The following is a 20000-nucleotide window of genomic DNA, read 5'->3' as shown; positions in this document are numbered from 1 at the left end:
TTAGGAATTGAGGGCGCCGCCGCAGCTCGAGCCCTGCCCGGCGGTGCAGGCGAAACAGTGGTCGCGGGTGACGATGGGGTTGCCGTCGAGGCCGATGTCCAGCAGGTCGCGCAGGTGCGCGCGCTCGCGGCCGATCAGCCGGTCCCGCAGCTGCAGCGGCAACTCGAGCATCTGGTTGAAGTCGCAGTCGTACAGATAGCCCTGCCAGTCGACGCTGACCAGGCTGCGGCACATCAGGCCGTCGAGGTTCTCCGCACGGTAGCTGTCGCGCAGCAGCTGCATGTAGTCGTTGAACTGGCCCTTGCTGACCAGGGTGCTGCCGAAGCGGGCGATCGGCTGGTTGGTGATGGTCAACAGGTGATTGAAGTGGATGCCGAAGTCCTCGAGCAGGTGGCGCTTGTAGTCGGCCTCCAGCGCCGCCTGGGGCGGCGGCAGGCGCGGCCCCTGGGGGTTGTACACCAGGTTGAGGATCAAGCCGCTGTCCGCCTGGCCATAGCCCAGGGCATTGAGCCGCTGCAGGCCCTCGATGCTGGCGTCGAACACGCCGTCGCCACGCTGCTTGTCGACGTTGTCGCGCGAGTAGCAGGGCAGCGAGGCGGTGATCTCCACGCCCTGGGCGGCGAGGAACTCGGCCAGGTCCTCGTAGCCGGGCTCGCCGAGGATGGTCAGGTTGCAGCGGTCGATCACCCGCAGCCCCTCGCGCCGGGCGTGGGCGACTATCTCGCGAAAGCGCGGGTGCATCTCCGGGGCGCCGCCGGTGAGATCCAGGGTGTGCACCGGGTGGGCGTCGATGACCCGGTGCAGCAGCGCCAGGCTCTCGTCGGTCATGGCCTCGCTGCGGGTCGGCCCGGCATTGACGTGGCAATGCAGGCAGCGCTGGTTGCAGCGATAGGTCAGGTTGATCTGCAGGGCTTCCAGGTGGCCGCGGCGGATCGCCGGAAAGGCCAGCCGGTCCAGCAGGGGGAGCATGGCGCGCACGGGTAACTCCTTGGCAAATTCGGACTATAGAGGAGGCTCCGGCGCTTTTGTTACACACTGGCCCTGCACCGCGGCGTTTTGTTATACCAATCGTGTAGCTGCAGAACCGCCCCTCCGCAGCCCCAGCAAGGAGGTCGTCCATGGGACGCCTGAGCCTGTTCTTCCTCGCCGGTTTCCTCGCCGTACTCTGCTTCCATCAGCCCCTGCTCGGCCTGCTGCACGCCTATGGCGTGGTGCCGTTCGCGCCGTTCAGCGTCGAGGCCACCTGGCCCCTGGGGCTGCCGGCCTGGCTGTCCGCGGCGTGCTGGGGCGGGGTCTGGGCCGTGCTGATGCTGACCTGGCTGCGCTGGCAGGCCGAGCAGCCGGCGCCCTGGCTCAAGGCCCTGCTGTTCGGCGGCATCGCCCTGACCGGCGTGGCGCTGCTGCTGGTGTTCCCGCTCAAGGGCCTGGGCTTCGACCTGCGCCAGCTGCCGGGACGCTTCTTCATCGGCTTCCTGCTCAACGGCGCCTGGGGCCTGGGCACCCTGGTGTTCGCCCGCAGCCTGCTGCGCTAGGCGAACGGCGGGCAAAAAAAGACCCGCCGCAGCGGGTCTTTTTTCACCAGCAGCTTCAGGCCAGTTCGTCGAAGCACTCGGCGATGATGGCCAGGCCCTTGTCCAGCTGCGCCTCCGGCGCGGTGACCGGCACCAGCACCCGCACCACGTTGCCGTAGGTGCCGCAGGACAGCAGGATCAGGCCCTTGTCGCGGGCCTTGGCGACGATCTGCCCGGTCAGGGCGGCGTTGGGCTTGTGCAGGTCGCCGTCCTCGAACAGCTCCACCGCGATCATCGAGCCGAGGGCGCGCACGTCGCCGATGGCCTTGTGCTTGCTCTGGATGGCCTTGAGGCCGGCGACCAGGCGCTCGCCGACCGCCCTGGAGCGCTGCAGCAGGCCTTCTTCGTCGAACACCTGCATCACCGCCAGGGCCGCGGCGCAGGCGATGGGACTGCCGGCATAGGTGCCGCCCAGGCCGCCCGGGGCAATCGCGTCCATATACTCGGCCTTGCCGCACACCCCGGCCAGGGGGAAGCCGCCGGCGATGGACTTGGCGAAGGTGGTCAGGTCGGCGGCCACGCCCATCTGCTCCATGGCGAAGAAGGTGCCGGTGCGTCCGGCGCCGGTCTGCACCTCGTCGGCGATCAGCAGGATGCCGTGCTGGTCGCACAGGGCGCGCAGGCGCTGCATGAAGGCCTTCGGCGCGACGTAGAAGCCGCCCTCGCCCTGCACCGGCTCGATGATGATCGCGGCGATGTCGCGGGGCTCGGCGTCGTTCTTGAAGATGCGCTCGATGCTGGCCATGGCGTCGTCCGTGCTGACCCCGTGCAGTTCGCAGGGGTACTGGGCGCGATAGACGCCGCCGGGCATCAGGCCCATGCCGGCGGAGTAGGGCGCGACCTTGCCGGTCAGCGACAGGGTCATCATGGTGCGGCCGTGGTAGCCGCCGGTGAAGGCGATCACCCCGGCGCGGCCGGTGGCGGCGCGGGCGATCTTCACCGCGTTCTCCACCGCCTCGGAGCCGGTGGTGACCAGCAGGGTCTTCTTGGCGAAATCGCCCGGCACGCGGGCGGCGACCTGCTCGCAGACCTCGACGTAGGGCTCGTAGGCCAGCACCTGGAAGCAGGTGTGGGACAGCTTGGTCAGCTGCGCCTGCACCGCGGCGATGACCTTGGGGTGCAGGTGGCCGGTGTTGAGCACGGCGATGCCGCCGGCGAAGTCGATGAACTCGCGGCCCTCGACGTCGGTGACCGTGGCGTTCTCCGCGCGGTCGGCGAAGATCGGGTGGATCTGGCCCACGCCGCGCGGGACGGCGGCGGTGCGGCGCTGCATCAGGGATTCGTTGGTCTTGCTCATGGCGTTCCTCATTCGCCGCTCATCGTGCGGCGTGGTTCAAGGATGAAACGACCGGGTCAGGGCCGTAGCAGCATACGATGATCGACTGCTGCGGCCCTCCCGGTCACAGGAAATAATGTCTCTACACCCCCAGGGGCTGACTCGCCCCGTGGAGCCTAGTCGCGCTTAGATGCCCAGGCAGAGGTACTTGATCTCCAGGTAGTCCTCGATGCCGTACTTCGAGCCTTCGCGGCCCAGGCCGGAGGCCTTGACCCCGCCGAACGGCGCCACCTCGTTGGAGATCAGCCCGGTGTTGATGCCGACCATGCCGTACTCCAGGGCCTCGGCCACGCGGAACACCCGGCCCAGGTCGCGGGCGTAGAAGTAGGAGGCCAGGCCGAACTCGGTGTCGTTGGACATGGCGATCACCTCGGCCTCGTCCTTGAAGCGGAACAGCGGCGCCAGCGGGCCGAAGGTCTCCTCCTTGGCCACCGCCGCGCTCAGCGGCACCTCGGTGAGGATGGTCGGCTCGAAGAAGCTGCCGCCCAGGGCATGCGGCTTGCCGCCGGTGAGCAGCTTGGCGCCCTTGCCCAGGGCGTCGGCGATGTGCTCCTGGACCTTGGCCACGGCCTTCTCATCGATCAGCGGGCCGGTGGTGGTGCCCTCGTCCAGGCCGTTGCCGATCTGCAGCTTGGCCACCGCGGCGGCCAGCTTCTCGGCGAAGGCGTCGTACACACCGTCCTGCACGTAGATGCGGTTGGCGCACACGCAGGTCTGGCCGTTGTTGCGGTACTTGGAGATCAGCGCGCCTTCCACCGCCTTGTCCAGGTCGGCGTCGTCGAAGACGATGAACGGCGCGTTGCCGCCCAGCTCCAGCGACACCTTCTTGATGTCCTTGGCGCACTCGGCCATCAGCTGGCGGCCGATCTCGGTGGAGCCGGTGAACGACAGCTTGCGCACGATCGGGTTGCTGGTCAGCTCGCCGCCGACTTCGCCGGCGCTGCCGGTGACCACGCTGAGCACGCCCTTGGGAATGCCGGCGCGCTCGGCCAGGGCCACCAGGGCCAGGGCGGAGAACGGCGTCTGGCTGGCCGGCTTGATGACCATGGTGCAGCCGGCGGCCAGGGCCGGGCCGGCCTTGCGGGTGATCATCGCCGCCGGGAAGTTCCACGGGGTGATGGCCGCGGTGACGCCGATCGGCTGCTTGATCACGATCAGGCGCTTGTCCGGCTGGTGGCCGGGAATCACGTCGCCGTAGACGCGCTTGGCTTCCTCGGCGAACCACTCGATGAAGGAGGCGGCGTAGGCGATCTCGCCCTTGGCCTCGGCCAGCGGCTTGCCCTGCTCCAGGGTCATCAGGCGGCCGAGGTCGTCCTGGTTCTCCATCAGCAGCTCGAACCAGCGGCGCAGCTTGTTGGCGCGCTCCTTGGCGGTCAGCGCGCGCCAGGCCGGCAGGGCGCGGTCGGCGGCCTCGATGGCGCGACGGGTCTCGGCGGCGCCCATCTTCGGCACATGGCCGAGGATCTCGCCGGTGGCCGGGTTGTTGACCTTGATGGTCTGGCCGCTGTCCGCGTCCAGCCACTGGCCGTCGATATAGGCCTGCTGGCGGAACAGCTGGGTGTCTTTAAGTTGCATGGCAGTCTCCTTCAAATCCCGACACCCGGGCGTCGGACGGTTGTTACTGGCGTCACGGGCCTGCGCCCAGCGAAAAGTTTATGTCGTAGCGGCGCGGACTGCGGCGCCGTTGGCCCATGCAGGGTTCGAACGGCTGACGACGCACAGAGTTCCGCACAGTTTCGCCCTGAGCGTTTGAAATCTCAAACGAATCCTAGGGGCGCCAGGGGTAAAGGGCAATAGGCTGTTCGAAAAAATTAACGCAGCATAGAGCCAGCTTTCACCGCCCATGAGAGCCAGCGCCGCGCCGCGCTCCGTGCAGAATCGTGGACGACGCGCCAGCATGGACGCCCGCCGGCGAGATGCGTATGATTGCGCCCGCATTGCATCCGTAGCTCAGCTGGATAGAGTACTGCCCTCCGAAGGCAGGGGTCGTGGGTTCGAATCCCGCCGGATGCGCCATATAAAACAAAGGGCTTAGGTGAAAACCTAAGCCCTTTGTTTTTTCCTTGTGCCATTTCTGTGCCCAAACCGTGCCGCACAATTTCAGACACTAGGCGGCTACCTTCATTTTTGAGCACTAGTTCAATTCGGCCGTCGCGAGAACTGAAACGCGATCTAGCTGAATCGGTAGCTCACAACCGAAGGTGGACTGCTCTGCGCCCGAGCTTTCGAAGGGGATGTAGACGGCCGTGAGCGGCGAGCGGCCTACTTGTTCGGAGATTCCCTGATCAGCAGGCTCTTTCCACTCATCTCCGAAGGCGCAGCCATGCCCATTAGCTCCAACAGTGTCGGGGCTATGTCGCAGAGCGCCCCATTGGCTAATGCAAGCCGACCCTGTTGAGGGCCGACGTAAACAAGCGGAACTGGCAGAGTGGTATGGGCGGTATGTGCCTGCCCGCTGTTCGGGTCGGCCATCTGCTCGACGTTGCCGTGGTCGGCGGTAATCAGGCATTCGCCGCCGCGGGCACTCAGTGCATCGAGCACGCGCCCCAGGCATTGGTCCAGGGTCTCCACCGCCTTGACGGCGGCATCGAAGTCGCCGGTATGGCCGACCATGTCAGCGTTGGCGAAGTTGCAGACGATGAGGTCGTACTCGCCCTGTTCAATTGCACTGACCAGGTGATCGGTTACCTCTGGAGCACTCATTTCCGGCTTGAGGTCATAGGTGGCTACGCTTGGCGAGGGCACCAGGATACGCGCTTCTCCTTTGGCCGGCTGTTCGACTCCGCCGTTAAAGAAGAAGGTCACGTGGGCATACTTCTCGGTCTCGGCCAGGCGTAGTTGCGTCTTTTCGTGCAGCGCCAACCAGTCCCCGAGGCAGTTGTTCAAACTCTCCGGGGGGAATGCGCAAGCAGCATCCAAGTCTTCGGCGTACCGGGTCAGGGTGACGAAGTCTTGTGGGGGCAGGACCAACGGCCGCTCGAATGCGTCGAAGGCGGCGTCGCAGAAGCACCGGCTGAGCTGGCGCGAGCGGTCGGGGCGAAAGTTCATGAAGATCAGCGCATCGCCTGCCTCGACTTTCGAGCCAGGCGATCCGTCTTCGGCAATCAGCGTCGCCTGGACGAATTCATCGCTCTCGCCTCTGGCGTAGGCCGCTTCCAGCCCATGCTCAGCGGTGGGGTAGCGGTGGGCGGCCAGCTGTTCGGTGATCAGCCGGTAGGCCTGCTCGATGCGGTCCCAGCGTTGGTCCCGATCCATCGCGTAGTAGCGGCCTATCAAGGAAGCGATGCGGCCGACGCCAAGCGCTTCCAGCTGGCGATTCAGCGCGGTCAGCGAGGCAAGGGCACTCCGTGGAGGCGTGTCGCGGCCGTCGAGAAAGGCGTGGACAAAAATGCGCGCGGCACCGCGTCGGGCCGCCAATGCGCAAGCCGCTTCGATCTGAGCCTGGTGACTGTGGACGCCGCCTGGTGAAAGCAGTCCGAGGATATGGACCGCCTTGTTCCGGCTGACGGCTCGATCGACCGCGCCAACCAAGGCGGGGTTCGAGTAAAAGCTGCCGTCCTCGATGGCTTTGTCGACACGGGTGAGGCTCTGGTAGACGATGCGACCCGCCCCCAGGTTCATGTGTCCGACTTCCGAGTTTCCCATCTGACCGTCGGGTAGCCCGACCGCCAGGCCCGAGGTGGCGATGCGGCTGTGCGGGCAGGTCGCCAGCAGTTGATCCCACACCGGAGTGTGCGCCCTGTGAATGGCATTTCCCGCGGGATCGTCGCTATGGCCCCAACCGTCGAGGATAAGCAGAGCAAGGGGGTTTTTCGGAGTCATGGGCAGGCCTTTATCTTGAGTGGTGCCGTTTCTCATATCGCTGAGGTGCAGAGTCTCTGCCTGCGCCCGCTACAGCGGGCGCTTGTGCAGATTGCCGCCGTAAATGGCGGGGTCTGACCGGAGTAGAAGCTGTTCTTCGATGCGCAGCAGGCGGTTGTACTTGCCCACGCGGTCCGAACGGCACAGCGACCCGGTCTTGATCTGCCCGGCGCAGGTGGCCACGGCCAGATCGGCGATGGTGGTGTCCTCGGTTTCGCCGGACCGGTGGGAGATGACCGCCGTATAGCCGGAATCCTGGGCCAGGCGTATGGCGTCCAAGGTCTCGCTGAGGCTGCCGACCTGATTGAACTTGATCAGGATCGAGTTGCCGATGCCGCGCTCGATGCCCTGCTTGAGAATCTTGCTGTTGGTGACAAACAGGTCGTCGCCGACCAGCTGCACGCGCTGCCCGAGTCTTTCGGTGAGATGCGCCCAGCCATCCCAGTCGCTCTCGTCCATACCGTCTTCGATCGAGATGATCGGGTAACGCTGGCACAGATCGGCCAGGTAGTCGGCGAAGCCATTGGAATCGAAGGACTTGCCTTCCCCGGCCAGGATATAACGGCCTTCGCGATAGAACTCCGATGCCGCGCAGTCCATCGCCAGACAGATGTCCTTGCCCAGTACATAGCCGGAGCGCCGCACGGCCTCTTCGATCACCACCAGCGCTTCCTCGTTGGAGGCCAGCGAAGGCGCAAAACCGCCCTCATCACCTACCGCGGTGCTCAGGCCGCGCTCGCTCAATACCTGCTTGAGCGTGTGGAAGATCTCGGCCCCCATACGCAGCCCCTCCTTGAAGGAGGGAGCGCCGACTGGCTGAATCATGAACTCCTGAATGTCGACGTTGTTGTCCGCGTGCTCACCGCCGTTGATGATGTTCATCATCGGTACGGGCATGCTGTATCGCCCGGGTTGACCGTAGAGCCCTGCCAAATGCTCGAACAGGGGAACGTCCCGGGCAGCCGCGGCCGCTTTCGCCACAGCCAGCGAGACCGCGAGGATCGCATTGGCCCCCAGTACGCATTTGCTCTCACTGCCGTCCAGCGCCACCATCGCCGCGTCGACTTCCCCCTGGTTCAGGGCGTTCAGCCCGGTCACCCGCTCGCGAAGGGGACCGTTGACGTTGGCGACTGCCTGCAGCACGCCCTTCCCCTTGTAGCGTTCGCCGCCATCGCGCAACTCGAGCGCCTCGCGGCTGCCGGTGGACGCGCCGGACGGAACGCTGGCGGTGCCCTGGCTGCCATCGACAAGGGTGACAACGGCTTCGACTGTGGGATTGCCGCGGGAATCTAGGATTTCCCTGGCCATTACGTCCTGGATTTCAACGTGCTTGATCATCGGTGTGAGTCTTCGTCTGGCTGATTGTTGAGGGCGTGGATGCAAGCAGGTGCTGCTGCGCGAGGGCGCCGGCATGGCGACCCGAGCAGCGACACAGCGGGCTGCGCCGGGATATCGATCGGTTCGCTATCCCGGTGCGTCTGGCGCAACCCGGTAGTGCTCAGGTCATGACCGACCCGGCGTCTAGTTCAGCGTCTCGATTCGCAGCGAGTTGGTGGTGCCGGGCTTGCCGAAAGGCACGCCGGCCGTGATCACCACGGTATCGCCCGGCTTCGCCAATGCCTGCTCTTGCGCCGCGCTCAGGGCGGTGGTGGCGATGTCGTCGACCTCGTGCAGGTCGGCACTGACCACCGAGTAGATACCCCAGGCCACCGTCAGGCGGCGGGCGGTGTGTAAGTTCGGGGTCAGGCTGAGAATGGGGGCTTTCGGCCGCTCGCGCGAAGCACGCAGGCTGGAGGCACCGGATTCGGTGTAGTTGACCAGCACCGAAACCGGGAGGATGGCGCTGATGCGGCGAATCGCGCAGCTGATCGCGTCGGCCGATGTGGCTTCTGCCTGCGGGCGATTGACGTCCAGCTGGGATTGGAAGTCCGGGCCGTTCTCCACCTGGCAGATGATCTTGCTCATCATGCTCACGGCTTCTAGCGGGTAGTCGCCCGATGCCGTTTCCGCCGAGAGCATCACGGCGTCGGCCCCTTCGGCCACGGCATTGGCAACGTCGGTCACCTCGGCGCGAGTCGGCGCAGGCGAGAATCGCATGGACTCAAGCATCTGCGTGGCCACTACTACCGGTCGGCCCAGTTTGCGGCAGGTGTGGATGATGTCCTTCTGAATGCGTGGGACGTTTTCCGCCGGTACTTCCACCCCCAGATCACCCCTGGCGACCATGATTGCGTCGCACAGTTCGGCGATTTTCTCGAGATGCACGACCGCCGACGGCTTCTCGATCTTGGCCATCAGGAAGGCCTTATCCTGAATCAGCGCCCGGGCTTCGATAATGTCTTCGGGACGCTGCACGAATGACAGCGCCACCCAGTCGACACCCAACTTCAGGCCAAATGCCAGGTCGAGGCGGTCTTTCTCGGTCAACGGACTGAGTTGCAGGACGGCCTCCGGAACGTTAACGCCTTTACGGTCCGACAATTCGCCCCCGGCGATCACCTGTGTATCGACCGCATCGGCATGCTTAGCCGTTACCTGCAGACGCAGGCGGCCGTCATCCAGCAGCAAGTTCATCCCAGGTTGGAGGGCGTCGATAATTTCCGGATGCGGCAAATTCACACGCTGTGCAGTACCGGGCGTGCTGTCGAGATCGAGGCGGAAAGCATCGCCGCGCTGCAGATTGATCTTGCCTTCGGCGAAACGGCCAACCCGCAATTTCGGACCTTGCAGGTCCATGAGAATGCCGACGGGGTGACCTAGTTGCTTCTCTACGTCACGCACCCAGTTGTACCGCAGGGCATGGTCAGCATGTTCGCCGTGGCTGAAGTTCAGGCGAAACAGATTGACCCCGGCTTCAACCAACTGGCGGATATCGTCGATGCTCTTGATCGCCGGGCCGAGGGTCGCGAGGATTTTCACTTTCTTGTTCGGAGTCATGATTACGCTCTGCAATAAGGGGATGTTCATGGCACGTTCAGCCAAGGTAGTCACCGCGCGTCGTTCTCTATGGCCAGGCCGCGCGGATATCAGGGCGTGGCAAACACTTATGCTCTGAGTCGATCTGCTGCATGGAGCCAGCAATACGGACCGACGCCAATCCATAACCGCCAGGGGCGGCAACTCGGGATTAAAATCGACCACCCCGGCAGTCAGGCCGTGACACCGCCTGCCGGGAGGTCGAAAAGGGCACTGGATGACTGACTCAACCTACCTTGGGTCAATCACCCAGTGTGTTGCTCGTTACACGTAGAGAGTGCCCACCCAAACAACAACTGTGGCGGCGCGTGAAACGCAAAGGCTTATGCGCGTTGCCGAAGTGGTACTGGTCGACGCGGGTGGACGAACTTCATGGCGCTGGCGCTAATACACCAAGTTTCTTAAGAACAGCGAGATGCCGGGTATATAGGTGATCAAGAATACGCAGAAAACCACAGTCAGAACTGGAAACACCAAAGAGCGGAATATTTGTTCGACTCGGATTTCAGCAACTTGGCAGGCCGCAAACAAGTTGATGCCTAGCGGTGGGGTGAACATGCCCAGTGCCAAGTTTGCAACAATGATGATACCGAAATGGACCGGGTCAACCCCGAAGGCGATGGCAATCGGCGCGAGTATTGGTGCCAGAATCAGAATGGCCGCAGAAGTCTCGATAAACATCCCAACCACAAACAGCAGCAAGTTGATTGCAAGCAAGAAGCTGTATTTGTTTTCGAACGCCTGCTGCGCCCACTGACCGATATCGCTGGGCAAACCGGAGCGGCTTATCATGAAGCTCAACAATGCCGCTGCGGAGATGATCAGCATCACGCCGGCCGATGAAATGGCGCTTTCCCTAAAAATACTCGGCAAGCTGCTGTAGGGAATGGTGCGATACACCACCAAACCAAGAACCAAGCCATATACCACAGCGACCGCAGACGCTTCCGTCGGGGTAAAAATGCCGCCGTAGATGCCGCCGATGATGATGACGGGCATCAGCAACGCCCAGAATGCACGGCGGAACGACTGCATCGCTGGCTGGTTGTCTTGGCCGTCTTCTTTGCCGTAGCCCTTCACCCGGCACCAGATGCTCACCATCACGATCAGCGCGCCGCTAATCAACAGCCCTGGACCCAAACCGGCAAGGAACAACTGGCCAATCGATGTTTCAGTGCTGACGCCATAGAGGATCAGCGGTACCGAAGGCGGAATAATGACGCCTAACTCTGCCGAGGAAGCTTGAATCGAAGCGGCCATGGGGACGGGGTAGCCATGTTTGATCATGGCTGGAATCAGGATGCTGCCGATGGCGAATGTCGTCGCCACACTGGAGCCTGAAACGGCGGCGAAAATCATGCAGGTCACGACGCAGGTGCAGGCCAGACCACCTTGCACACCACCGACCAGCGATTTGGCAAAGTCGACCAGACGGGCCGCCACACCGCTCTTGACCATGATATTACCGGCGAGAATAAAGAACGGCACCGCCATCAATGGAAAACTATCCAGACCAACAAACATGCGCTGAGGAACGACGAGCAGCGGAATGTTGGTGAAGAAAACGATGCCAAATATGCTGGATAAGGCAATAGACACCGCGACCGGTACGGATATGGCAAAAAACAGAATTAAGATAAGTGCTATTGCAATATTCATGGCAGTTCTCTTTGGTTCTTATTGTGAGGTATAGCTAGCCTTGGCGATGCTTCTGCTCAAGCTCAAAATGACGAATCATGACGGCTATCAACGCAAAGCTGGCCCCGACAGGGATCGCGGCGTAGAACCAGGCAATGGATATATCGAGCATGGCAATATCCTGCCCGGCTACACGCAACGTCATCAGCCAGCCGTACCAGATCAGAACCCCGAGAAACATCAAGGTTAAGCACGTTATCAGGCGATGGGCGCTTATTTGAAAGCGTGCCGGTATACGGGTGACGAATATTTCAATCGAGATCATTGAGCCAATGCGAAAACACACCGCACTCGAAAGGAACACACACCAGATGATCAGGCCTCGGGCCAGCACTTCAGTCCACGTAGAAGAGTCACCCACGATAAACCGAGTAATGACCTGATAGAAAACCAGGAAGACGGATATTGCCAGGAGCAGCGCGGCAATGTTGTGGCTAATAGTGATTAGCAGTTGATTGAGTTTTGCAATGGTCTTGAACACCGTGGCAGTCTCCAGCGAGCTTAGGTTGGTAAGCTAATACGCCAGGGGGCGAGCCCCTGGCGTATTAACACCTTATTTCGTCTCTCTGATCCGGGCGATCAAGCTTGAACCGTACTCGGCGGCGTATTTATCATATGCGGGTTGAACCGCTTGTTGGAAAGCGGCTGTGTCGACGTCAGTCACCACCTCCATACCGTTCTCCCGCAGCAACTCAACGCCGGCGGTTTCGTTTGCTCTAACGGTGGCACGCGAGGCCTCGGCTGCCGCTTTACCCGCCTGGATAAACCAGCCCTTTTCCTCATCGTTCAAGTCGTCCCAGACGACTTTTGACATCACCACTGCCGCCGGCGAATACACATGGCTGGTGAGTGTCAGGTACTTCTGGAATTCCCAGAACTTGTTGGCCGTGAGCACCGTTATGGGGTTTTCCTGGCCATCTACTGTGCCCTGTTGCAGTGCCGTAATGACTTCCGTCCATGACATGGGTGTTGGTGAGGCGCCCGCGGCCTGAAATGCCGCAATGTGCACTTTGTTTTCCATGGTGCGCAGTTTGAGTCCTGCTAGGTCCGCAGGGGTTTGCACCGGATGGACGCTATTGGTGACATGGCGGAAGCCGTTCTCTGCCCAAGCCAGCCCTATCAGCCCATGGGCGTCAAACTTGGCGAAGATTTCCTGGCCAATAGGACCGTCCAGGACTCGATGCGCATGGTCGTAGCTGGTGAAGAGGAAAGGAAAGTCGAGGGCATAGACTTCGGGCACGAAGCTGCCAATCGGTCCTGTGGACGAGATGGTGATTTCAACGGAACCGATCTCAAGGCCTTCGATCACATCGCGCTCGCCACCGAGGGCGCCGGCAGGCTTCAGGTTGATCTTGAACTTGCCTTCGCTGAGCTTGTCGATTTCGGCGGCGAAGGCTTTGCCGGCATCGCCGTAGTGGGAGTTGAGCGGGGGAGTGAACGCCAGGTTCATTTCCTGGGCCGCTTGTGCGGTCGTCGCAGCGGCCAGTGCGGCGCCGAGAGTGAGAGCGACGACGGTTTTATGGAGCTTAATCATGGGTAACCTCCAGCATTCTTGTTTTTATACACAGGTTGTTTTGCATTCTTAACCGGCTGGTGGTCTCGGCTCCGTAGACCTGGGACCACCACGCTGAACTCGCATCAGGTGATGCGGCGAATGCTCTCAGCAATCTCTTCGCGCTCGAAAACGCGCTTCCAATCATCCTTCATGAGCTGACCACGGGCGTTCTCAATCGCCTTGTTGCAAGCGTCCGAGAACACACCCGGCTGCTCGTCGAAGATCACTGCAGCTAGAATGTTCATGTGACCCAGGAGGAAGTCGCGCGCGCATTCGTGGGGAACACCACGGTTGACTACTTCATCCATCGCCTCGCGCATGATGACCAACAAGGTGGCGCAGATCGTTTCGGAGAGGCCGGGCTCGAGCAGCGCCATCTGGTCGACAGTGCAGCGGTGCGAGCGCACCACAGGAGCGTAGATGGTGCGACCGATGCGCTCGCCCAGGTCGAAGCTTTCATCTGGTCCCTGCATCAACGCGCTGACAATGTGCTGCTTGGCTTTGCTGCCGCCGAAGTAGTCGGTCTTGGCTTCCATCGTGGTTTCATCGTTGAAGATGGGTGGATGGCACGGGTGGGTTACGAAGTAGGTTAGATCACTGCGGTCTGGCAGATGACCTGCGAAGGGGGCGGCAGCATCCAGGGTAATGACCATGGTGCCGCTTGCCATCATCGGGCTCAGGCTGGCCGAAATTTTGCCGACCAGATTGTCCGGGACTGCCAGGATCACAGCGTCCGCACCCGGCACCGCGTCAGCCGCATCCACGCAGGTGATGCCTAGCTCGGACTGCAGGCGAGCGCGCCCGGCCTCACTGACTTCCACGTGCCGCACTTCAAACTCAGAACCTTTCAGGTTGCTAGCGAGCCTGAAGCCCATTTTTCCACCCGCACCAATCAGGGCTATCGTCGTCATCCTCATCACCTCATCTTGTTAGTAGAAAACCTCCCCCCGGAAATGCGGACTTTCGGCAGCCGTTTGCGGGGATCGGTCTGGACGCTCAACACGGATATGTTTGCCGCGACTGGTATGATGACATAATATCTAGATCATCATGTCAACATCTAATTTGCAGTGATGCTATGTAGCCGGTATGAATTCGCTGGTAAGCTGCCCCGCCGCAGAAGGCGCATTCCAGCGCAACCCCCACGGCCAACGCGCTGATAACCATCAAGAGGCCGCACAAATGAGGCTTTCAAACAAGATTGTTAGACGAAAATTGTCTGACGATGTCTTTGACCGACTGTATGAAAAGATCCGCTTGGGCGAGTACGGCCCCGGCGATACCTTGCCGTCTGAGCGCGAACTTATGGATGAGCTGGGGGTTGGCCGCCCCGCCATCCGCGAGGCCATGCAGTCGCTGGAGCGCACAGGGCTGGTATCGATCTCTCATGGGCAGCGGCCAAAAGTGCTGAAGCTGACGGCGGCCGGGCTGGTTTCGCAGATCGACTTCACCGCTCGGCACATGCTGCAGCAGTCTCCTTCGGCACTGGAACAGCTCAAAGAGGCTCGCGCATTTTTTGAATTGGGAGTGGTGAGGCGCGCCGCCGAATTAGCAGGCCCGGAGGACGTCAAACGCTTGGAGGCGCTGCTGGAGGTGCAAGCCAGCAAGCTCAATCGCGATTGCCAAGGCTTTGTCGACGCCGATATGGAGTTTCACACCGGGATTGCGGTGGTAACCGGCAATCCGATCTTCGAAGCCACCAGCCGGGCGATGCTGAGCTGGCTGGCTCGCTTTCATTCGAAGCTGCTGCACTGGGAAGGCAACGAGCAGGTAACGCTCGATGAACACCGGAATATTCTGCAGGCAATTGCTGCGGGCGACCCGGACGCCGCCGAACAGGCTATGAAGATCCACCTCAGCCGAGCCGATGATATCTACACCAACGTCACATAGCGCACTGGCGCCAACTGCAAGTTTCTGACGGCATTGATGCGCAGTTCGCTGGCGGCGCCGCGCCTCAGCGTCGACAGGCAGAACTGGCGGGCGCTCCGTATCGACCAGTAACTCGCCTGCACACCGGAGCCCCCGGCCGGTTCGCTCCCTATCGACGTTCAGTCGACTCCGCTTCCGGTTTATCGGATCCCCCCGCGCGCGACTGCGCACGGCATTCCCCCTTCTATTGTCATTCGCCGAGCGGGCCAAGGTTGGTCGACCACCGAGCTGGCGGCATGGACACACGAATTCTGTGCTGCCAGGCACGCCCACCGAGACCGTTCGAGGCAAAGCCCACGGCCAGTTCCGTCGCCCGATAAAAGCCGTTGCCATATCTGGTATGACGACATAATATCGATACCAGCTTGAGCTCTAAGCGATTTCCGATGGGCCTGTAAAAGCCAGCGCCGCAGCAGCGACCCACGCCGCTGAGGTCATATTCCAATTAGAACTGGAGGTGGGTGAGATGGCAGAACGTATTCGTGCAACCTATTGGATCGAGACGCCTTATCCGATTCAGGTTGCAGCAGAGGTCATGGCTGGGGAGCAATCCTCAGGGACATTCACCCGACTCGCCGCCGAAACGGACGAGCTGCGTCTCGCCCATTGCGCCCGGGTGGAAAGCATTGTCGAGCTGGACTCAACGCTCGAGCCCTCGCTGCCAATGCGGCCGCTTCCGGCCTCGTTCGGCAGCAAACCGGTGTATCGCCGGGCCCGGGTCGAGTTGTCTTGGCCCATTGCGAACATGGGGCCTTCATTGCCCAATCTGTTGGCGACCGTGGCCGGTAACCTGTTCGAGTTGAAAGAGTTCTCCGGCCTCAAACTGCTCGATATCCAGCTCACCAGCGAGTTTGCCCAGGCCTATCGGGGCCCAGCCTTCGGTATCGGCGGCACGCGTGTGTTGGCAGGCGTGAATCAAGGGCCGTTGATCGGCACCATCATCAAACCCAGCGTTGGACTTTCCCCGGCGGCCACTGCGGCCATGGTCAAGGATTTGGTCGCAGGCGGTATCGACTTCATCAAGGATGACGAACTGCAGGCCAACGGCCCGCACAACCCGCTGACGGCACGGGTCGATGCGGTGATGCAGGTTATCAACGAGCACGCCGAGCGTACCGGCAAGAAAGTCATGTACGCCTTCAATATCACCGACGAAATCGATGAAATGCAGCGCCACCATGACTATGTAGTCTCAGCCGGCGGCACCTGTGTCATGGCCACGCTCAACAGCGTTGGCTTGCCAGGTCTGGCCAAGCTGCGTCAGTACAGTGCGGTGCCGATCCACGGTCATCGCGCTGGTTGGGGCTTGTACAGTCGCTCGCCGTTCATTGGTTTCAGCTACGTGGCCTACCAGAAACTCTGGCGCCTGGCCGGAGTGGACCATCTGCATGTCAACGGCTTGCGCAACAAGTTCAGCGAGGCCGATGACTCGGTAATCGTCTCGGCGAAAACTTGCCAGACGCCGATGTTCGACGCGCCGCACAACGGCTGCACCATCATGCCGGTGTTTTCCTCTGCCCAGAGTGCCGAGCAGGTAGCCGACACCTATGCGGCGTTGGGCAATACCGACCTGATTTATTGTTGTGGCGGCGGCATCATGGCTCACCCCGGCGGCATCCAGGGCGGTGTAAGCAGCCTGCGCCAGGCGTGGGATGCAACGGTGCAGGGCATCGCGCTGGAAACCTATGCCAAGGAACACCCGGCGCTGGCCGACGCAATCAAGGCGTTCCGCTCATGAGTACCGACTTGCTGCTGTCCTACTATGGCGACGACCTGACCGGCTCAACCGATGTCATGGAATCTTTGACCCTGCACGGCGTGCCGACCGTGCTCTTCCTCAAGCCGCCGAGCCCCGAGCAGCGGGCCCGTTTTGCGGAGTGCCGGGCCATCGGCCTGGCAGGCACTAGCCGGAGCGAGTCACCGCAATGGATGGAGCAGCACCTGCCGACGGCCTTTACCTGGCTCAAGAGCCTGAACGCGGATTTCTGCCACTACAAGGTTTGTTCGACCTTTGACAGCGCGCCGCAGGTTGGCAGCATTGGCAAGGCGCTGGATATTGGCCATCGGTTATTCGACCAACCGCTCACCCCGGTCGTGGTCGGCGCACCGCAGCTCAAGCGCTATACCGCGTTCGGCCACCTGTTCGCTACGGTGAACGGGACGACTTACCGCCTGGATCGCCACCCGGTCATGAGTCGCCATCCGGTCACGCCGATGGCCGACAGCGACCTGCGTGTTCATTTGGGCAAGCAGACCGACAAGCAGATTGCCCTGGCCGACCTGGTGGCGCTCGGGAGCGCCGATGTGGACGCCTGCATCGATCGGCTGATGGCTGGTCCGGACGAGGTGCTGCTCTATGACGTGCCCGATGTCACGATCCAGCGCGAGGTCGGGCGCCAGCTGTGCCGGACACGCAAGGCGGGTGGCCAGTTTGTCGTCGGGTCTTCCGGTGTCGAATATGCACTGGTGAAAGCCTGGGCTGAGCAAGGGGTGATCCCGGGCCAGTCCGACTTCACCTCGCCCGGCGCGGTAGACCGGATTGCCGTGGTCTCCGGCAGCTGCTCACAGGTGACCGCTCGCCAGATCGCCTGCGCCGAGAAGAATGGCTTCGCGACCATCGCACTGGATCCGCGTCGGCTGGTGCTCGATGGGGAGCGCGAGTCCGCGCTGCAAGAGGCGGTGGAGCAGGGGCTGGCGGCGCTTCGCAATGGCTTGAGCGTGGTGCTCTACACCGCCAAGGGGCCGGACTCCAACCTGGTGGCGAAGGAGGAGATGAGCGAAGCCTTCCGCCATCGGATCGGCGAGTTTCTCGGCAAGATTCTCAAGCAGCTGATTGAGCAGGAGCAGCTGCAGCGCGCGGTTATCGCCGGGGGTGATACCTCCAGTCATGCGTTGCAGCAGTTGGGCATCTTCGCCCTGACCGCGCGCCTGCCGTTGACCGAATCACCGGGTTCCCCGCTCTGCACGGCCTACAGCGAAAACCCCGCGTTCGACGGCCTGCAGATTGCTCTGAAGGGCGGCCAGATTGGCACGGATGCCTATTTCAGCAGTATCAGGGATGGCATTCGCTAGTGTCCTGAGCTGGACATTCGCTCAAGAACTGGCGAGTGGATGTTGTTGCCGGGCTAGGCGCCGCGACGAGTCATGGCAGAGCCGTGGCGAGGAGCGGAAACGCGGCCCAGCGGCTAAAGACGCCGCCAAGATTAAACAGCCAACTTCTTATTCAGGACACTAGCCCGGGGCCGCGACCCCTTACCTGCGAACCGTTTTTTGCGCCCCGCCCCGGCGGCGGCGCGAAGTGCGGCCGTGTCTGGCCGCAGCCGTTGCCTGACCCCTTTCCGATGCTCTGCGCCACTGGGCCGTTCGGCCCGAAGGGGGACGGCCTTGTCTAGAAAACTTGGGAGACCCATAACAATGACATTCCCCGTAACCGCCGTGCCCGCTTTGCCCCGACTGACCCCGCTGCGGCTCGCCCTCGGCCTGGCCCTGGCCGCCGGCGCCGTACCGACCCTGGCCGCCGAGCAGGGCTTCGTCGAAGACGCCAAGGTCAACCTGGGTCTGCGCAACTTCTACATCAACCGCAACTTCGTCGACCCGGCCAACAGCCAGGCCAAGGCCGAGGAATGGACCCAGAGCTTCATCCTCGATGCCCGTTCCGGTTTTACCCAAGGTACGCTCGGCTTCGGCGCCGACCTGCTGGGCATGAGCGCGTTCAAGCTGGACGGTGGCCGCGGCACGCGCAACACCGGCCTGCTGCCGGTGCATGACGATGGCCGCCCGGCCGACGACTACGGGCGCCTGGCGGTGGCCGCCAAGACCAGGCTGTCGAAGACCGAGCTGAAGGTTGGCGAATGGCAACCGGTGCTGCCGATCCTGCGTGCCGATGACGGCCGATCGTTGCCGCAGACGTTCGAGGGCGCCCAGCTCACGTCCAACGAGCTTGCCGGCCTAAGCCTCTACGCCGGCCAGTTCCGCGGCAGCAGCCTGCGCAACGATGCCAGCATGGAAGACATCGGTTTGGGCAAGTTCTTCTCCGACCGATTCAACTTCGCCGGCGCCGAGTACAGGTTCAACCAGGAGCGCACCTTGGTCGGCTTGTGGCATGCCGAACTGCAGGACATCTACGACCAGCAGTACCTCAACCTGGTGCACAGCCAGCCGGTCGGCGCCTGGACCCTGGGCGCCAACCTCGGTTACTTCCAGGGCGAGGACGACGGCAGCGCGCTGGCCGGTGACCTGGACAACAAGGTCTACTCCGGCCTGTTCTCCGCCAAGACCGGCGGCCACAGCTTCTACCTCGGTCTGCAGAAGGTCGGCGGCGACACCGGCTGGATGCGGGTCAATGGCACCAGCGGCGGCAGCCTGGGCAACGACAGCTTCAACGCCAGCTTCGACAACGCCCAGGAGCGTTCCTGGCAGGTGCGTTACGACTACAACTTCGCAGCCTTCGGCATTCCCGGTCTGACCCTGATGAACCGCTACATCAGCGGCGACAACGTGCACGTCGGCGCCATCGATGATGGTAAGGAGTGGATCCGCGATACCGAGCTGGCCTACGTGATCCAGAGCGGCACCTTCAAGAACCTGTCGATGAAGTGGCGAAACTCCAGCGTGCGCCGCGACTTCAGTAGCAACGAGTTCGACGAGAATCGCCTGATCTTCAACTACCCACTGTCGCTACTCTGAGGAATCGCTACCCCTTGCTCCATGTGCTTCGGCCCGCCCTCGTGACGGGCCTCTTTTCAGGATCTGAAGTTTTGGACGAGGCGGTGCACTGGTCGATGGAGTGTTGCCGCACACCCTGCATCTCGGCCTGCAGCAGGTTAGTGGCGACAACGGCTGGCTGGCGGTGGCCGGGACCAGCGGCAGCAGCCTGGCCAACGACCTGTTCTGTTGCCGCTGACCGAAAACTGACCCAGTAGAGTGATCCACTCAGTTAGCGCGAAGCTAGAAGACCAGCAAAAAAGGCGCCTCTCAGGTCGTGGGTTCGAATCCCGCTGGATGCGCCATCTCAAGCAAAAGGCCCAGGTGAAAACCTGGGCCTTTTGTCGTTCTGAGCAGCACCTCGGCC

General features: G+C 62.2%; 16 protein-coding genes and 1 tRNA gene. 7 read left to right on the top strand and 10 right to left on the bottom strand.

The window, feature by feature from the left end; genetic code table 11:
• Positions 1–969 carry an arsenosugar biosynthesis radical SAM (seleno)protein ArsS gene (gene arsS / locus I0D00_RS21340; protein WP_213641852.1) on the bottom strand — a complete coding sequence of 323 codons (969 nt, stop codon included), beginning with the start codon at positions 967–969 and terminating at the stop codon, positions 1–3.
• Positions 970–1118: 149 nt separating this feature from the next.
• Between arsS and I0D00_RS21335 the strand changes: the two genes are divergently transcribed.
• Complete coding sequence (locus I0D00_RS21335; RefSeq protein ID WP_213641773.1) at positions 1119–1532, top strand: hypothetical protein; 414 nt, start codon at positions 1119–1121, stop codon at positions 1530–1532.
• Between the two features lie 55 nt (positions 1533–1587).
• Here the strand turns inward: I0D00_RS21335 and gabT are convergent, their stop codons facing one another.
• Complete coding sequence (gene gabT / locus I0D00_RS21330; protein WP_213641772.1) at positions 1588–2868, bottom strand: 4-aminobutyrate--2-oxoglutarate transaminase; 1281 nt, start codon at positions 2866–2868, stop codon at positions 1588–1590.
• A gap of 165 nt (positions 2869–3033) precedes the next feature.
• Positions 3034–4482: an NADP-dependent succinate-semialdehyde dehydrogenase gene (gene gabD, locus I0D00_RS21325; RefSeq protein ID WP_213641771.1), complete on the bottom strand. Its 1449-nt coding sequence runs from the start codon at positions 4480–4482 to the stop codon at positions 3034–3036.
• Between the two features lie 364 nt (positions 4483–4846).
• Here gabD and I0D00_RS21320 point away from each other — a divergent pair.
• Positions 4847–4923 (top strand) — tRNA-Arg (locus I0D00_RS21320).
• Positions 4924–5169: 246 nt separating this feature from the next.
• Here I0D00_RS21320 and gpmI read toward each other — a convergent pair.
• From gpmI to I0D00_RS21285, 7 genes are all read right to left on the bottom strand, one after another.
• Positions 5170–6735 carry a 2,3-bisphosphoglycerate-independent phosphoglycerate mutase gene (gpmI, locus tag I0D00_RS21315; RefSeq protein WP_274611311.1) on the bottom strand — a complete coding sequence of 522 codons (1566 nt, stop codon included), beginning with the start codon at positions 6733–6735 and terminating at the stop codon, positions 5170–5172.
• Positions 6736–6798: 63 nt separating this feature from the next.
• A complete protein-coding gene (gene eno / locus I0D00_RS21310) occupies positions 6799–8106 on the bottom strand; it encodes a phosphopyruvate hydratase (RefSeq protein ID WP_213641769.1) in 1308 nt (435 codons plus the stop codon).
• Positions 8107–8289: 183 nt separating this feature from the next.
• Entirely contained in the window at positions 8290–9705 is a 1416-nt protein-coding gene (pyk, locus tag I0D00_RS21305) for a pyruvate kinase (protein WP_213641851.1), read from the bottom strand.
• 423 nt (positions 9706–10128) lie between these two features.
• A complete protein-coding gene (locus I0D00_RS21300) occupies positions 10129–11403 on the bottom strand; it encodes a TRAP transporter large permease (protein WP_213641768.1) in 1275 nt (424 codons plus the stop codon).
• Between the two features lie 34 nt (positions 11404–11437).
• Positions 11438–11923, bottom strand: coding sequence for a TRAP transporter small permease (locus tag I0D00_RS21295; protein WP_213641767.1), 486 nt, complete (start codon positions 11921–11923; stop codon positions 11438–11440).
• A 72-nt stretch (positions 11924–11995) separates the two neighbouring features.
• Positions 11996–12976 (bottom strand): TRAP transporter substrate-binding protein, encoded by a 981-nt coding sequence (locus I0D00_RS21290; RefSeq protein WP_213641766.1) that lies wholly within the window; start codon positions 12974–12976, stop codon positions 11996–11998.
• 104 nt (positions 12977–13080) lie between these two features.
• Entirely contained in the window at positions 13081–13908 is an 828-nt protein-coding gene (locus tag I0D00_RS21285; RefSeq protein WP_213641765.1) for a phosphogluconate dehydrogenase C-terminal domain-containing protein, read from the bottom strand.
• A 178-nt stretch (positions 13909–14086) separates the two neighbouring features.
• Here I0D00_RS21285 and nanR point away from each other — a divergent pair, with 178 nt between their 5' ends.
• From nanR to I0D00_RS21390, 5 genes are all read left to right on the top strand, one after another.
• Positions 14087–14890, top strand: coding sequence for a transcriptional regulator NanR (gene nanR, locus I0D00_RS21280; protein WP_213641764.1), 804 nt, complete (start codon positions 14087–14089; stop codon positions 14888–14890).
• 505 nt (positions 14891–15395) lie between these two features.
• The gene (locus I0D00_RS21275; RefSeq protein ID WP_213641763.1) at positions 15396–16667 is read left to right on the top strand and encodes a ribulose-bisphosphate carboxylase large subunit family protein; all 1272 of its coding nucleotides are present in this window, start codon (positions 15396–15398) and stop codon (positions 16665–16667) included.
• Positions 16664–18001 (top strand): four-carbon acid sugar kinase family protein, encoded by a 1338-nt coding sequence (locus I0D00_RS21270; protein WP_213641762.1) that lies wholly within the window; start codon positions 16664–16666, stop codon positions 17999–18001. The genes I0D00_RS21275 and I0D00_RS21270 overlap by 4 nt, the downstream gene beginning before the upstream one ends.
• A gap of 342 nt (positions 18002–18343) precedes the next feature.
• A complete protein-coding gene (locus tag I0D00_RS21265) occupies positions 18344–19615 on the top strand; it encodes an OprD family porin (RefSeq protein ID WP_213641761.1) in 1272 nt (423 codons plus the stop codon).
• A 100-nt stretch (positions 19616–19715) separates the two neighbouring features.
• Positions 19716–19832, top strand: a complete 117-nt coding sequence (locus I0D00_RS21390; protein WP_215730987.1) for an OprD family porin — start codon at positions 19716–19718, stop codon at positions 19830–19832.
• Positions 19833–20000 lie beyond the last annotated feature (168 nt).

Source organism: Pseudomonas lalucatii, from assembly GCF_018398425.1.
Lineage (GTDB): Bacteria > Pseudomonadota > Gammaproteobacteria > Pseudomonadales > Pseudomonadaceae > Aquipseudomonas > Aquipseudomonas lalucatii.
Note: the sequence above shows the minus strand (reverse complement) of the source record. Positions and strands in the feature narration are given on the sequence as shown.